This window comes from Pseudonocardia sp. C8, assembly GCF_014267175.1.
In the GTDB taxonomy this organism is placed as follows: Bacteria; Actinomycetota; Actinomycetes; order Mycobacteriales; family Pseudonocardiaceae; genus Pseudonocardia.
On sequence record NZ_JACMTR010000002.1, the window covers coordinates 1,524,994 to 1,539,647 of the forward strand.

General features: G+C 68.4%; 18 protein-coding genes. 11 read left to right on the top strand and 7 right to left on the bottom strand.

Features of this window, described 5'->3' with window-relative positions; translation table 11 throughout:
• The first annotated feature begins 1,075 nt into the window (after nt 1–1,075).
• The 4 genes from H7X46_RS07750 (at nt 1,076) to H7X46_RS07765 (ending at nt 4,603) form a co-directional block, all read left to right on the top strand.
• On the top strand, nt 1,076–2,644 hold the full coding sequence (locus H7X46_RS07750) for a S8 family serine peptidase (protein WP_186358755.1): 1,569 nt from the start codon (nt 1,076–1,078) through the stop codon (nt 2,642–2,644).
• Nucleotides 2,645–2,674: 30 nt separating this feature from the next.
• Entirely contained in the window at nt 2,675–3,079 is a 405-nt protein-coding gene (locus H7X46_RS07755; RefSeq protein ID WP_186358756.1) for a hypothetical protein, read from the top strand.
• A complete protein-coding gene (locus tag H7X46_RS07760; RefSeq protein ID WP_186358757.1) occupies nt 3,063–3,689 on the top strand; it encodes a hypothetical protein in 627 nt (208 codons plus the stop codon). The genes H7X46_RS07755 and H7X46_RS07760 overlap by 17 nt, the downstream gene beginning before the upstream one ends.
• Before the next feature lie 728 nt (nt 3,690–4,417).
• Nucleotides 4,418–4,603: a hypothetical protein gene (locus tag H7X46_RS07765; RefSeq protein WP_186358758.1), complete on the top strand. Its 186-nt coding sequence runs from the start codon at nt 4,418–4,420 to the stop codon at nt 4,601–4,603.
• Between the two features lie 376 nt (nt 4,604–4,979).
• On the opposite strand, the gene H7X46_RS07770 is transcribed toward H7X46_RS07765, so the two are convergent.
• The 6 genes from H7X46_RS07770 to H7X46_RS07790 all read right to left on the bottom strand — a co-directional run bounded on the left by H7X46_RS07770 (nt 4,980) and on the right by H7X46_RS07790 (nt 8,726).
• Nucleotides 4,980–5,471, bottom strand: a complete 492-nt coding sequence (locus tag H7X46_RS07770) for a hypothetical protein (protein WP_222131228.1) — start codon at nt 5,469–5,471, stop codon at nt 4,980–4,982.
• Nucleotides 5,468–5,602 (bottom strand): hypothetical protein, encoded by a 135-nt coding sequence (locus H7X46_RS29455; RefSeq protein WP_255426094.1) that lies wholly within the window; start codon nt 5,600–5,602, stop codon nt 5,468–5,470. Before H7X46_RS29455 ends, H7X46_RS07770 begins: the two co-directional genes overlap by 4 nt.
• The gene (locus tag H7X46_RS07775; RefSeq protein WP_186358760.1) at nt 5,599–6,840 is read right to left on the bottom strand and encodes an RNA polymerase sigma factor; all 1,242 of its coding nucleotides are present in this window, start codon (nt 6,838–6,840) and stop codon (nt 5,599–5,601) included. The genes H7X46_RS29455 and H7X46_RS07775 overlap by 4 nt, the downstream gene beginning before the upstream one ends.
• 21 nt (nt 6,841–6,861) lie before the next feature.
• Nucleotides 6,862–7,239 carry a YciI family protein gene (locus tag H7X46_RS07780; RefSeq protein ID WP_186358761.1) on the bottom strand — a complete coding sequence of 126 codons (378 nt, stop codon included), beginning with the start codon at nt 7,237–7,239 and terminating at the stop codon, nt 6,862–6,864.
• A 488-nt stretch (nt 7,240–7,727) separates the two neighbouring features.
• Nucleotides 7,728–8,126, bottom strand: coding sequence for an Lsr2 family protein (locus H7X46_RS07785; protein WP_186358762.1), 399 nt, complete (start codon nt 8,124–8,126; stop codon nt 7,728–7,730).
• Between the two features lie 258 nt (nt 8,127–8,384).
• Nucleotides 8,385–8,726: a hypothetical protein gene (locus H7X46_RS07790; RefSeq protein WP_186358763.1), complete on the bottom strand. Its 342-nt coding sequence runs from the start codon at nt 8,724–8,726 to the stop codon at nt 8,385–8,387.
• A gap of 510 nt (nt 8,727–9,236) precedes the next feature.
• Between H7X46_RS07790 and H7X46_RS07795 the strand changes: the two genes are divergently transcribed.
• The 4 genes from H7X46_RS07795 to H7X46_RS07815 all read left to right on the top strand — a co-directional run bounded on the left by H7X46_RS07795 (nt 9,237) and on the right by H7X46_RS07815 (nt 10,936).
• Entirely contained in the window at nt 9,237–9,638 is a 402-nt protein-coding gene (locus tag H7X46_RS07795) for a MerR family transcriptional regulator (RefSeq protein WP_186358764.1), read from the top strand.
• Complete coding sequence (locus H7X46_RS07800; protein ID WP_186358765.1) at nt 9,638–9,877, top strand: hypothetical protein; 240 nt, start codon at nt 9,638–9,640, stop codon at nt 9,875–9,877. The genes H7X46_RS07795 and H7X46_RS07800 overlap by 1 nt, the downstream gene beginning before the upstream one ends.
• Nucleotides 9,878–9,889: 12 nt before the next feature.
• On the top strand, nt 9,890–10,438 hold the full coding sequence (gene merB, locus H7X46_RS30560; RefSeq protein ID WP_222131229.1) for an organomercurial lyase: 549 nt from the start codon (nt 9,890–9,892) through the stop codon (nt 10,436–10,438).
• 63 nt (nt 10,439–10,501) lie between these two features.
• On the top strand, nt 10,502–10,936 hold the full coding sequence (locus H7X46_RS07815; protein WP_186358766.1) for a CBS domain-containing protein: 435 nt from the start codon (nt 10,502–10,504) through the stop codon (nt 10,934–10,936).
• A 504-nt stretch (nt 10,937–11,440) separates the two neighbouring features.
• On the opposite strand, the gene H7X46_RS07820 is transcribed toward H7X46_RS07815, so the two are convergent.
• Nucleotides 11,441–12,433, bottom strand: a complete 993-nt coding sequence (locus tag H7X46_RS07820; RefSeq protein ID WP_186358767.1) for an IS481 family transposase — start codon at nt 12,431–12,433, stop codon at nt 11,441–11,443.
• Between the two features lie 431 nt (nt 12,434–12,864).
• On the opposite strand from H7X46_RS07820, the gene H7X46_RS07825 reads away from it, so the two are divergent.
• Genes H7X46_RS07825 through H7X46_RS07835 form a run of 3 tightly spaced genes read left to right on the top strand, consistent with a single transcriptional unit; the run spans nt 12,865 to nt 14,298 of the window.
• Nucleotides 12,865–13,248: a hypothetical protein gene (locus H7X46_RS07825; protein WP_370588653.1), complete on the top strand. Its 384-nt coding sequence runs from the start codon at nt 12,865–12,867 to the stop codon at nt 13,246–13,248.
• Nucleotides 13,245–13,529: a hypothetical protein gene (locus H7X46_RS07830; RefSeq protein WP_222131230.1), complete on the top strand. Its 285-nt coding sequence runs from the start codon at nt 13,245–13,247 to the stop codon at nt 13,527–13,529. The genes H7X46_RS07825 and H7X46_RS07830 overlap by 4 nt, the downstream gene beginning before the upstream one ends.
• A 28-nt stretch (nt 13,530–13,557) precedes the next feature.
• The gene (locus tag H7X46_RS07835; RefSeq protein ID WP_222131231.1) at nt 13,558–14,298 is read left to right on the top strand and encodes a Crp/Fnr family transcriptional regulator; all 741 of its coding nucleotides are present in this window, start codon (nt 13,558–13,560) and stop codon (nt 14,296–14,298) included.
• The last annotated feature ends 356 nt before the right edge of the window (nt 14,299–14,654 follow it).

The window sequence follows — 14,654 nt, forward strand, 5'->3', positions numbered from 1 at the left end:
GTCGGTCGCCTGCTGAGACCAGTTGCTGGGCGGCGGAGCTCGTACGCGACCCTCAGGGAGCGGCTGTCGGTGTGGGGTCTCAGGACGCTTGTCCGATCGTCCTCAGCTGATGCTTGACCGGCGACACGTTTCCGTTGCCGTTCTCAGCGACCGGCGCGCCGATGGCCGCGAGGCTCACCCGCCCGACGAGCTTCCACCATGGGCACATCGACCGCGCGGCCGCGTGCTGACCGGCGACTGCGCGTCGACCTCATCCGAGGGACCGAGGTGTCCCCGCCCGCATCATGCGCACCGTGACAGAGGCCAACACCCGGCGTCACACTCTCGGCGCGCATGGTTATTGTGCGTGTCGGGCTCCTTCGGCGGCAGCCCACATGCCGCGTCCCCGCGCGTCCCCCTCCGGGCGGGGACGCGGTCTCACCGGGTGTACGGTCCGCCACCGCCGCGGATCGTGGACTGGGTCGGTGAGTGCCGGGGTTCATCCGGCCCGCGTTACATGACCACAGGCGTGGGCACGCTGTCGATCGCGGTCCACGCGAAGCTGACCGGTCGCGGCGACCGACTCCGCGAGCCTCCGCGCCCCCTGTGTGCTCTCCCTGTCAGTCTGCTCCCGAAGCTGCGCAGTTCCGGCTCGCCCGAGCGGGCCGCGAGCAACAGCACCGAGAGCAGCGATCCGAGCCGGTGATACACCTGCCGGACGCTCGGGTCACGTCGTAACGGTGCAACGGCGCCTCAGCGCCGGGCTCGTCGATCATCGCCCGATAGGCCGGCCGCTCGCCGACCAAAACCGGACCGTCCAGTCCGGCAAGTTCCTGCAGAAGCTTCACCCGGCGGCCGACCTCGGCGTACATCTCGTGCCTGGTGCCAGGTGGAAGCTGGCTCTGTCGTCGACGACCGACTGCGGTGGCCGGCGCATTGACCGATATGGATGTGGCGCTGATGCACGAGTCGTGCTGTACTAGTCCGGTTGCCGGACGCCGTTGCTCGAGTCGTGCACTATCCGTGACCGGCATTCTTGGGCTGTCCATCATCCAGACACTGACATGAACGGTCAGGTGGCCACTCGGATGTGAGCATGAGTGATGATTCGATACGGAGTAGTTGTCCCGACGAGTTGACCCACGATTCCCGGACTGTCGTCAGGCGTGATCCTACCCGTCTACTTCTGTGCTTTCATGATCCGCGACAGCCGGACGAGCTCGGGCGGCGCCTGCAGGAGCTCGACCTTGAGCTTGAGCCGAGCGGTGTCGCGCGAGGTGGCGAGCCGCCCACTGAGGTGGTCAACCACACGGATCGGCGATTCTGGGTGCGCTCCGCGGTCGCCGCCGAGATCGACGACGAGTGGCTCGATCAGGTCGAGCGGGTGTTCGGCCGGCAGCTCGCCTGGATCGGCGGGGTGTACTGCGACCCGCAGGTAGCGGGGCGGGGTGGCCTGCACTGCCCGCTCCCCAACGCGTTGCTCGTCGCTGATGGTGCCGATGTTGGCGATCGTCTGCGGGAAGACACCGGCGTTTCTCGCTACATGGCCGGATATCGCTACTGGACCGTCGTGGAACCGCGCGCCGTTTCCGCCTACCAGGTGCGCGCCAGCCTGTTGGAACGCGGCCGGCACGGTGTCGAGGACGTACTGTTCGATATCATGCCGCTTCTGGCGCCGTACTCGTTCGAACCGGCCGACACATTCTACCCTCCGGGGCCGCAGCCCGGCGTGCCGAGCTATCGTGGGCAATGGAACCTGTCCCGGATCCGTGCCTACGGTCCCGGGCGCACGGCGTTTGATTACGTGCCGACTGGAGCTTCCGTCACTATCGCCGTGCTTGACTCGGGGTGCGATTTGACCCATCCAGATCTGTTGTTCGCTCCCGGGGCCGGCGGGCCGAGCCAGAACGGCGACCATGGACTTGCCCCCACCTTCGCCGCCGGTCACGGCACGATGTCGGCCGGGGTCGCCGCGGCGACCACGCACAATCTCAAGGGAATCTGCGGGGTCGCCGGGTACTGGGCGAACGTGATGCCGTTGGCGTTCACCAACGTCACGGTCGCCGAGTTCAGTGCGTTGGTCGGGTTCGCCGTGAGCAACGGCGCGGACGTGCTCAATATGAGCTTCAACGTGCCCCGATGGGCGGGCCACCCGGTTACTGATCTGGCACTGACCAACGCATACAACAACAATGTGGTCGTCTGCGGATCAGCAGGAAATGACAATGGTGCGGTGACCTACCCTGCCACCCATGCCCGGGTCATCGCGGTAGGCGCGACCGATGTGAGCGACGCACGCTACTTTCGGTCTAATTTCGGGGCAGCATTATCCGTATGCGCGCCCGGCGTGGATATTCCCACGACAATGGTGCAAGGGAGCGGCAACCTCGTCGACCTCGGTCGCAGTGACTGGCTGTCCGACTTCACCGGAACCTCGGCCGCGGTTCCGCACGTCGCCGCGCTCGCAGCGATGCTGCGTTGCGCGGACCCCACCCTGACGGTGGACGAGGTGCGCAACATCATCGAAGCCACCGCTGATCGGGTACCACCGACGCCCTACTCCGGCGCGAGCTCGAACGGACCACGATCCCAGTTTCTGGGGCACGGCCGGATCAACGCCCTTGACGCGTTGCTGGCGACCCGGCCGGCGCGGCTACGCCGGTAGACCCGAGCGGGAGGACTGCCCACCATGCCGATGACCAGGCTGCACCGCGAATGGATCGATCGCGCGGTGGCCGGGCACGAGGCAGCGCTGCGTGCTCCGACCAGGCCGCTGAGTCCGATGCAGACGATGGTCCACACCATCCTGCTGGAACTCGGACGGAACAAGGAATTGTTGGCACTCGTCGACGAGTTCGTCGACTCGGCCGAACTCGTCGACGAGATACGCACCGACGGCGAGTCGGTACTCGCTGCGCGCGGCATCAGCCTGCCCGACGGCGTGTCGATGTGCGTCGTGGAGCCTGCCGGGACGCCGATTCCGGTCCTGCGATTCCGGTTTTCGGTGCGGAGCTCTGTCGTCATCGTGGACTACCATCCTGTAATGGGGGTTTCTACCCGACTGGGGATCCCGGGGAGCGCACATGGCCTACATCATTGATACGGCACTGGACGGGAAAGGAAAGTACAGCGGGAGCGCCTACTTCTTCCGAGACAGTCGTTACGTCCGTTATGGCTGGAAAGAAGGGCGCGCCATCGCCGGGCCTACCGGATTGACCGCATGGAACCTCCGGGCCCCGTTCTCGAGTGGCGTGGACGCCGCCATCAACGGGCGCGCAGAGTACGAGGGGTACGGCTATTTCTTCCGAGGGGATCAATACGTCAGCTACAACTGGTCCACCGGCGCGACGACCCAGGCGGCGTCGCTGAAACTCTGGAACCTCCCGGCCGGCTTTGTTTCCGGAATAGACGCCGCCCTGAATGGTTTCGGCCCTTTCGCAGAGTGGGCATACTTCTTCAGGGATGACCAGTACGTGCGCTACCGGTGGGCCACAGAGGCCGCAGCAGGACCGTTCCCGTTATCGGAATGGAATCTCATGGGGTTATTTCGAAATGGCGTGCATGCCGCCGTGAACGGAGAGGCCTCGTTTATCGGAAAGGCGTACTTGTTCAGGGGTCCGCGTTACGTCAGTTATGACTGGGCATCGGGCCAAGTAGATCGCGAGTCACACATCGACCTGTGGAACCTACGGGGCAGTGTGGGTGCATGACAGCGCCTCGCAGGGCGGCGCGCAGACGGATGCCCCCGTGCCGTGGCGCGTGAGCGGTCACGATCAGCGCCCACCCCTTTGGCATTGGGACTGTGACCCCGGAGTCCGGCGGCGAACGTCGGCGAACGTCGTTGTGTGGATCGTCGGTCATCATCGCCCTGACCCCGTCGCCGTGCCCGGCGTCGACCTGGCGCGGGACCACCCAACCCCTCCGGCGATTAGCAAGCCCAGCGCCGCGCGGTATGCCTGCCCGTCCTCGCCACTGGGAACTGCTCGGCGCCACCGGTGCCCCGAGCACCCCTCGGAAAGCGCAGCCTCGATATGGACGGTCGTCTCGACCTCGCCGCGGCCCGACAGTCGTCTCGTAAGGAGATCGTCTCGTAAGGAGATCGGTCAGCGGGAATGCCGTCGCGTCGTGGCCGGTCGCGGGCCGGCGGACGACACAGCCCAGACCATCCGCAACGAGTCCGGCACCGGCGCGGTGGCCCGTGTCGTGCACGCGCCGGGACGGCCGGGTGCGCGGTGTCATCCTTGGTCAGGCGATGTTCCGGTCGCGGGCGGTCAGCCGCGGGCCCGGTCATGGGGCCCTGGCTCGGGTTTCGGCCGGAGGGTCGTTCGTACGCCGGGTCAGGAAGCGTCGGTTCCCGGGCCCGGCGGTGCTCCGATGGGCGCGCTGCGTCTGATGGGGACGAATCGGGGAGTTCCGGCTGCTGTGGGCGGCGCGGACCGTGTCCTATCTCGGCGACCCCCTGAGCCTCGTGGTGCTCATGCTCTACGTGGCCGAGACCACCGGGCAAGCGCTCGCGGTGGCCGTGCTCCTGCTCGTCGGCGACGTGGTGCCGGCCCTGTTCGGGCCGCTCACCGGCGCCGTCACCGACCGGTTCGATCTGGCCAGGGCCTCTGGTGAGCCCTGAGCGCGGCGATCTTGGCTGCTCATGGTGCTGCGCTCGACTCATGACCGGGACGGTGGTGAGACGTAGGCGAGGGCCTCGCGGAGGGCGCGCTCCCACTGCTCGCGGTTGCGGCCCTCGATGACGACCCACTCGCGGAAAGTTCGCCCATTGGGGCGGAACGGTTTGCCGGCGCCGCTTTTCCACAATCTCGTCGACACGGTGGGCCGGAAGCTTGACAATGAGGTGGCCGGTGCGGCTCTCGCGCGATGCGAAAAACGCTCCCTCCGCACGAAGGCAGGGGTAACCCATCATCGTCCCGCGACGGACGGCGGGTTCGGCCAAGAGGGACTCTGTGGCGTCAAGATAGAAATCGGAGGGGTCTGACATCGGACAGTCCTCATTGTGGTCCAGAGTGGTTGGCGTGCGGTGCGGTCCGGTCTTCCCATGCCGGGCTCGGTTCGTCCATGGTCGTGCCTGCTGGTGCTGCTTCCACGGGACCGAGCTCAGCGGGGGGCCGGCGGGCGGCTCCGGTTTCGGCGTAGGACTTGAAGGACTCGAGGGCGCGGAGGCGGTTACGACGCTGCTGTCTCAGGATCATGAGCCGGTTCATCAACCGGGCGACCGCGTTGCGTGGCTCGTGGAAGAACGACCAGGTGAGCCGTGTCCGGCCGTTGTCGAGCGGCTCCAGGCGCATCAGGCTGCCGGTGTGGGCGAGCAGCTTGCCGAGACCGAAGGTGTCGGCTTCGATCACGAACGCCATCACCCGTGCAGTCTCGTCGTGGATGATGCGCCGCTCGGTGAACGTGCCCTGCTTGCGGCCGAGTTTCGCCTCGACGGTTCGTCGGCTTCCTACGCCCTCGGGCTGGTCGTGGACCTGCACCGAGATCACCGGCGGGCCCAGTTCACCAGTTGCATGCTGTCGGCGATGAGCGGCCACAACTCCGCGGTCGCCTTGTCGGTGATGATCGAGTCGGTTCCCTGGATAGGTGCCGGCAGTCCCGGCGTCGAGCTTGGGTTCATGGGTGCTCCTTCGGGTTCTGCTGGTCGGGCGCGGTGAGCTCGGCCTGTCGTCGAGACAGGAACCGTGCTTCGCAGGCCGTCGGTGCCAGTTGGGCGGCGCGGCGGTATCCCGCGGCCGCCTCGGCTATGCGGCCGAGCCGTTCCAGCATCGCGGCGCGGGAGGCGTGCAGGAGGTGGTAAGTGTCGAGCTCCGCGGCCACCCCGTCGAGCAGTTCCAGGGCGGCGGCGGGACCCGCGGTCTCGGCGACGGCGATGGCCCGGTTCAACTTCACGACGGGCGTCGGCATGAGTGCGACCAGGCGGTCGTAGAAGCGGACGATGGCCGGCCAGTCGGTGTCCTCGAACCGAGGCGCCGCGCAGTGCAGCCCGTGGATCGCAGCTTGGAGCTGGAACGGGCCCAGGTGCCCGCGGCGCAGGCAGGCGAGCACCAGCTCGTGCCCTTCGGTGATCAGAGCCCGGTCCCACCGTGACCGGTCTTGGTCGCGCAGCAGCACGATGTCACCGTCGAGCCGCCGCGCCGGGATGCGGGACTCGCACAGCAGCAGGAGCGCGAGCAGCCCGCAGGCCTCCGCTTCGTCCGGCATCAGCGCCACCAGGGCACGGGTCAGCCGGATCGCCTCGCGGCGAAGCTCACCGCTGTCCTGCGGGTCGTCCGCGCCCGCGTTGTAGATCAAATACAGCACCGCGAGCACGACACGCAGGCGGGCCGGCAGCTCGGCATCGGTCGGGACTCGATACGGGATGCCCGCGGCCTTGATCTTGTACCTGGCGCGGACCAGGCGCTTGGTCATGGTCGCCTCGCTGATCAGGAACCCGCGGGCGACCTGCGCGGGTGTCAACCCGGCAATCAAGCGCAGCGTCAGGGCGACCTGATGCTCCACCCGCAGTGCCGGGTGACAGCAGGTGAAGATGAGCCGGAGCTGATCATCGCGCATGGTCAAGGGATCCTCTCCCGTCCCGGGCGGGGACGAGCCGGCCAGCTGATCGGTCGCGACCTGCGCGAGCAGGTCGCGACCGCGCTGGTGTCGGCGCACGATGTCGATGGCCCGGTTCCGCGCCGCCGTGATGATCCATCCGGCCGGATTGGACGGGATGCCCTGCCGCGGCCAGAGGTCCACGGCGGTGACGAATGCATCCTGCACGGCGTCCTCGGCCAGCGAGATATCACCGAAGATCCGGACCAGGGTGGCCACCGCCTGGCCGTGGGCCTCCCGGAACGCCCGCTCCACCTCGTCCATCCGGCCATCCTTTGGTCGGCGTCAGTGATCCCGGATCCGGCCGGTGGCGCGGAACGGCCGGACCTCGATCGCGTGATTGGTCGCCTCCACGACCCGTTCCGCCCAGTTCAGCGCCTCGTCCAGGTTGACGGCGTTGATGATGTAGAACCCGCCGATGTGCTCTTTGGCCTCCGTGAACGGCCCGTCCGTTGTGATCTTGTCGAGGCCGGTACCGCCACGGACCACGGTCGCGGCGTCCGGACCGTGCAGGGCCCCACCGAAGACGAATGCTCCGGCGTTGTCCAGCTCGTCTTCCAGGGCGACGACCCTGGCCATGAACGACTGCATCTCCTCCGGAGTCGCCGGAGCCCCCTCAACCGTGCCCCCGGACTCGTAGACCGCCAGCAGATACTGATTCATCCGTACTCCTCGGCTCATGGACAGCGGGACCATCCCCGCTGTGACCTACTGACGAACGCGCGACGCCGATCAGGACACTCGCGGCGTAAGAATCGTGTCGAGATGTCCCGCCACTCGCGCGGGCTCGGCTCGGTTGGGTCGCACCGGCGACCATGCCGGATGCCGGCCACGGTCAGTCGCGGTGGTAGAGGTAGGTGGCCAGGGGAGCGAACACGGCGGTCAGCCCGGCGGCGGCGCTGAGCGAGACGGTCAGTTCGAGGCCCGGGACCATTCCGCCCATCAGCGTGCGAGCGGCCGTGGCCGGGGATGCTGTGAGTCCCTGCCCGATCGCCGGGGCCGCCGCGGTGGACAGGCTCGATCCGAGCGGGCTGCCGCTGACCGTCGCTCGGGCGGAACTCGGTCCGTGGCTCGCCGACCTGGGTAGCCGGCCGAGCTGCTCGCCGTGGTGCGGCGACGTGCTGCCCGCGTTCGGGCATCCTCGGGCGAGGTCAGCCGCTGAACTGCGGCGCAGTATCCTGCGTCGGCGCGTGGGACTGGTTCGCGGACTGATACGCGGCCACGACCTCGCCGGGGATACGGCCGCGCTCGGAGACTGTGAAGCCATTCTGGCGGGCCCACGCCCGCACGGCCTGATTGCGTTCCCGCGTGGCCGTACTGCTGGCGGTGCCGCCGCTGCTCCGGGGACCATGGCGCCCCCGGTGACCCGGGCGGGAGGAGATATCGCGGGCGGCCGCGACGAACGGGGCTAGCGATTCGCGAAGCGCGGTCGCGTTCGCAGCCGACAGCTCGATCTCGAAATGCGTACCGTCGACGGCGAACGGGACGGTTTCGACGGCCTCATCTCCGGTGAGGTCGTCGACGAGTCGGACGGTCTGAATCTTCGCCACTGTCTCTTCCGTTTGCTGCGGGGGAGGGCCTGAGGATATCAAGATTGTCGGGCCGCAGCGCTCGTTGCACACGATGTGATGGCCGCTGGGGCGGCCGCCGACTGTGCACATGATCGCTCGAACGCCGGGGCTCGCCATTCCGGTGGGCTTGGCCGCCTGCGCGGCCTGCGCCGGGGCGGCGCGTCTCTGAACACGACGACGCGCCGACGAACACGGGCGACCTCGCGGACGGGCCTGCCTCTTGGTGATCCAGGCTCGTCAGCCTCGCGGCCGGTGAGGTCGTCGAGGCGACCGATGATCTGGATCCGTGCCGTGATCGCGCACCCGTGGTGCGGGGACGGGCACCGAGACGGCCGAATCCGGCGCGGCGTTGCGATCGCCGTCCCGATTCACGCCGGTAGCGGTGAAGGTGCCGGTGATGGCGCGCGCGACCGGACTTCCGGCGTGGTGGGCGAGAAAGGCTGCGAGGGCCCGTAGGGCGTCGATGGCCTGCTGTTCGCGGTCGATCCACTCGGTGGTCTCGGCCGACTGCGCGGCGTGGGCGGCGGTCCGCAGCCGCCGGGATAGGGCGAATCCGGCGGTGATGACGGGATCGGGCATCGGTGCTTCCTCATTCCCGGTCGAAATGGATGCCGGGAGTGTGCCGCAGCACCACGACAGATCCGGGGCCGCCGTGTGTCAGGACGGCGGTGTGCTCGCAATCGATCACAGCTGGATGAGAACGAAATCGTCGAGCTGGCTCAGCGGTCCGGTTCGGGAGGCTGGTCTGGTACCTGAGGGTGCTCGCTGCCGGCTCGACGAGGGTCGGGGACGTCGAGTTCGGGTGCGGCCGATGGTGTGCTGACCAGGCGGTCTAACAGGGCTTGCAACGGTGCGGTGTCGCCGCGGTGTGCCGCTTGACAGGCGGCGATGTTGGCCTCGGGGTCGATGGTCTCCCACCGGATGCCCTGAGCGAGCTGTCCTCTCTCACTGAAGTTGGCACCTGCGCAGTGCTCTGAGCTGCACGGAGTCAGGTTCAGTGAGACGAGCCGTCGACGGGTTGTCTTATGAAGCTGGTCCCGCTGGAAAGGGCTTGACCCGGTACTCGGGTACTGGGTTCATTCTGGGCGTGTGCGCACGAGTGAGGTGGCTGCCCAAGCGCGGGTGAACCCGCAGACGCTCCGGTATTACGAGCGCCGTGGGTTGCTCCCGGAGCCGGAGCGGTCGGCGTCGGGCTACCGGGCCTACCGTCCGCAGGCGGTGCGTCTGGTGCGGTTCATCAAGCGGGCACAGGACCTCGGCTTCACCCTCGACGACGCCGAAGCCCTGTTGCATCTCGGCGATGGCGGCCCGGATAGTTGCGTGGCCGCACGGGAACTTGCAACGGCGAAGATCGCGGACCTGGATAGGCGAATCGCGGACCTGCAGGCGATCCGGACGGCGCTGGGCCACTTGGTGGAGACCTGTGAGCAACCGCGTGACCGGCGGGAGTGCCCGATCCTGCTCGAGATCACCAGCGACGACGAGGACTGATGGTGGACACCAGCCAGGGACCTCTGCGGATCGAGTTGCGCGAGACCGGGCGGGACGGGATCGCCGCGCGGCAGGCGAGGCTGCCGGCGACGACCCGGCAGGTGCACCGCGCGGTGCTGAGCGCCTTCTTGACGACCGGACAGGCTCCACATCGCGGCGACCTGGGGCTGGTCGAGGGCATCGATGTGGTGGCAGCACTCCGCCAGCTCGACGAGGCCGACCTGGTCCACACAGATTGAGCACGCGTCGCTGTGGCGTATCCGTTCTCCGGGATTCCTACCGCCCACGTGGTGCGGCTTGACGATGTGGCACCGGTGCACGCCATGTGCGCGATCGACGCGCTGGGCCTGCCGCTGATGACCGGCCGGGACGGGGTGATCGAGTCGGTCGATCCGGGTGACGGACGACCAATCCGAGTGGAGCGTCGCGGCGCGAGCTGGCACTGGTCACCGGCGGAGAGCGTGCCGCGCGGGCCGCACGACGGTCGCCGTCGCGCGGGACGGCGAGGCCCGGCTGGTCGTCGCCGACACGGTCAAGCCAACGACGATCCCCGCCACCGCACACACGTCGTGGCCGCAGTCGCCGACCGGCGTGCGGCGATGAGCACGATCGGCTATCCGGCGCTGCGCCGGTTGCTTGAAGACGGGGCCCAGCTGGTCGAGGTGCTCCCGGCCGACGAGTACGCCGAGATGCACCTGCCAGGCGCCGTGAACTTCCCGCTCAAGACGCTCGATGCCGCCAGCGCCGCGGACCTCGACCACTCCCGTCCCGTCGTCGTCTACTGCTGGGACGGACTTTGAGACATGAGCCCACGAGCCGCGTGCCGGCTCGACGGTCTCGGCTTCACCCAGGTATACGACTACATGCCGGGCAAGGTCGATTGGCTCGCCCGCAACCTGCCGGTCGAGGGCACCGACGCCGGCGCACCGATCATCGGCCGAGATCTGCGCAACGACGCCGTCATCGCCGCGCCCAACGAATCGATCGCCGACGTGCGCGCCCGGGTCATGGCGTCACCGCAGAGTTTCGCGTTGGTCACCACGGCCGATCGCATCCTGCTCGGCCGGCTGCGCGGCAGCCAGCTCGACCACGTCGACCCAGCCGCGGTGGCCGCCGAGGTGATGGAAGCTGGCCCCTCCACCCTTCGTCCGCACGAACCGGCGGACACGGTTCGATCGCACCTGGTCGGCAAGGGCCTGACCTACGCGATCGTGACCGACCCGGACGGTCGGCTCCTGGGCACCGTGAACACCGACGACCTGATCCGGTCCTCGGCCGGCCCTCAGGAGCACCGATGACCGACGCAGAAGCAGCCCGACCCGAGGGCGCACCATCGACAGCATGCTGGTGCTGTGGCGGCGACTTCGCCGAAGCCGAGCTCGTCCGGCTCGGCCAGCACCCTGAGGCCGGAATCTGCCTAGACTGCGCGGTCTGGGTCAAGCGCCGGGCCACGACCCGCCGCCACGAACAGCGCCCATCGTTCCGTGGCCGACTACACGCCGGTCTGGACAGCATCCGGAACGCCGTGATCGCCCGCGGCGGGCACGAGCGCGGCGCACTCGGTGTGCTCCTGCGTCGAGTCGATCGCTGGCTGCCATAGCCGTCGGGACTACGTGATCCCGGCGTGGCTCGGCCGCGGATACGCCGGCGCCGACCAGTCCGGGACGACCAAAGGCTCTACCCGCATGCCGTTGGGCGCTCTGGCCCAGCTGCGGGCACTAACTAGCGTGGATGGCCAGAGGCGGTCGCATGGACCCGGACGACATCGGCCACGAGATTCGGCGAGCGCAAGCCGAGTTCTACTAGCTGTACTGATCGGACAGGTTGGTCAACCTGTTGATCGGAGGCAGACCGCCGATGGCGGTGTGGGGCCTGTGGTGGTTGTACTCGTGTAGCCATCCCGGTAACGCCTTTCGGCGCTGGGACTCGCCGGTGTAGAGCCGGGCGAAGGCCCAGCCGTCGGCCAGGGTGCGGTGGAAGCGCTCGATCTTCCCGTTCGTCTGGGGCAGGTAGGGGCGCGTCCGTTTCGCGGTGATGCCCAGCTCGGCGCATGCGTCTTTCCAGGCGTGGGACTTGTAGGCCGACCCGTTGTCCGAGTGCACTCGGCGCACGGTGACCCCGCGGGCGGCGAACCAGGCCACCGCGTGGGCCAAGACCTCGATGGCGGTGGCGGCGGTCTCGTCGTCGTGGATCTCGGCGTAGGCGAGGCGGGAGTGGTCATCGAGCACGGTGTGCACGAAGCAGGTGCCCATCTTCGGGCCGCGGTGGTGGTTGCGCGGCTTACCCGGGGTCGCGGCCCGGTTGCGCTCGCCCTGGACCCGTCCGACATAGCGCCAGCCACCACCGTCGGGGATGTTGCCCAGCTTCTTCACATCCACGTGCAGCAGGTCCCCCGGGGCGGGGTGCTCGTAGCGGCGCACCGGCGCACCGGTCGCGCGGTCGACATGACCAAGGCGATTGATCCGGCAGCTCACCAGCACCCGGTGCACGGTCGAGGGAGCACACCCGACCCGATCGGCGATCTGGACCGGGCCGAGGCGCTTCTTCCAGCGCAGGTGCACGATCCGGCGCACCACCGGCGCCGGCGTCGCCCGCGGCATGTGGTGCGGGCGACTCGAGCGGTCGGCCATCGCCTCCGGGCCTCCGAGGCGGTAACGGTCGGCCCAGCGTTTCGCGGTCGGCCAGGACACCTGGAACCGGGCCGCGGCCTGAGCGACCGGCACGTGCTGATCGACGATCAGGCGCGCCAGGCGCAGCCTGCCTCGTTCGGTCAGTGGCGCGTTAACGTGGACCACGAGGACCTCCGGTGGTCGGGGTGGGTGCCGTCAGACAGCTCCACACCAACCACGGGAGGTCCTCCCCGTTCAAGATCAGTCAGATCGTGTCGTCACACGACCTCAACCAACGTCTCCGATCAGTACAACTAGCTCATCGCTGCGGCCACGCCCACTGACCTCCGCCGCCGACGATTGGTGCAAACACTGTGCGGCTGGCGCTGATTCGAGATCTTCGCTCGGGGCGACCACGTCCTCGGTGGTGGCCGCCACCGTTCGCCCGGACCGGTGGGCCTCGCCGTTGTGTAACGCAGGTCACCGACTCCCGGCGGGGATCGGACGATGCTCACGGGCCCGTGGTCGGCAGGAGGCGGGCCAGGGTCGGGAGGTTTCTGATGGCGGCAAGCGTGTGGACCGGCACCGGTGTGGTGGCTCGGGGCTGGAAGGGGGTCGTGGCCGGGCTGGCCGGCGGGATCGTGTTCGGGATCTTGATGGCGATGATGGGGATGATGTCGACGATCGCGATGATGGTCGGTTCGTCCAGCCCGGTGGTGGGCTGGCTGGTGCACCTGGTCATCTCGGCGTTCTACGGCGCGGTGTTCGCAGAGATCGTGCCCGCCACGCTCGGCACGGGCGGCGTTCTGGGGGCCGGCGCGGTCTACGGGATCGTGCTGTGGGTGATCGGTCCGCTGTTGATCATGCCGGCCGTGATGGGGATGCCGCTGTTCATGTTCAACACGACCACCATGATGAGCCTGATCGGCCACCTCGTGTACGGCGTGATCGTCGCGGGCGTGCTGGTGCCGCTGCGCCGGCGCAGCACAGCTCACGCGTGACGGCGCAGCACTCCTCGCGCGTGACCAGGGCAATCGCGCTGCGAGTGGTCGTGTCGGCCAGATGCGCCACCTGCCGGTACGCGCTCGAGCTGGTGGACGCGGTACGCCGGCTACGTCCACGACAGGCGGTGGAAGTGATCGACCTCGACGACGACCGGACCGTCACCGTGCCGGGCGGGGTTGTCGGCACGCCCACCTTCCTGCTCGGCGAGCAGGTGGTGTCGCTGGGCAACCCCACCCTCGAGGACCTGCTCGCTACCGTGGATTCGATGACGCGGTGACGACGATGTCACGGAAGGTTGGCAGAGCGTGGGCGACGACCATTTCTGCCTGTCCGAGGTCGCGCTGTTCCGCGACCTGTCCCGGCAGGAGATGGAAGCGATGGCCGCGGCGGCACCGATGCGCACCGTGCCGTCGGGTGAGATCGTCTACGACCCGGCGCGCCCGGTGAGCGTGCTGTTCATCGTCAAGTCCGGCAGGTTCCGGCTGTTCCGGACAGTTCCTGACGGCCGGACGGTCACCACGGCGCTGTCGGGGCCGGGTTCGGTGTTCGGCGAGATGGACCTGCTCGGGCTGCGGATGGGAGCCACCTGGGCGGAAGCCATGCAGGGAGGTGACCTGTGTCTGATGAGTCGGGCGGATGTTCGCCGCCTGCTGCTGTCGGATGCCCGCATCGCGACCCGCATCGCGGAGCAGCTCGGGGCCCGCATCGCCGAACTCGAGGACAGGCTGGCCGATCAGGTCGGTAAGACGGTCGTCGAGCGCGTCGCGCACACGCTGTGTTCGCTGGCGGGGCCGGCCCCGTCCGGATCGGAGGCCGACCCGATCCGGCTGACCCACGGGCAGCTGGCCGGACTGGTAGGTGCCACCCGCGAGCGCACCACCACCGCGCTGGGCGAGCTCGCCGGGCACGGGCTGGTCTCGCTCTACCGGGGCAAGATCCGGATCCGGGACCGGGCCCGGCTCGCCGCCACGGCCGACGGATTGCCGCACATCGCGGACCAACCAGACGGAGGCGTCCGCTGGTTGCGGGGATTCCTCCAGAAATGATCACCCCTCGGCTCTCGGCTCGTCCGAGGGGTGCCGGTCGCCGTGCTCAGGGGTGGTTGTGCCGTGTTCGTCCGTGACCAGCCAGCCGACGCCTCGAGGTGAAATGTACACAGTGAGCGGGCCGGCTTCGGCGGAGCCGGGACCTCGAATTCTCCGCCACGACGGTCGACGGTGCTCCGTTCGACGCCGCATCGTTGGGCGGGACGCGGGTGGTGTGGTGGTTCCGGGCGCCGTGATATCGCGCGCGAGGGCTCATCGTTAGCCCACAGTCACCCTCGTGCGGCCACACCCCATGGGGTGCCTCCACTGGCTAACGATCAAGGCAAGAACGGGGACCGTGGCTACTGGGGAGAGGC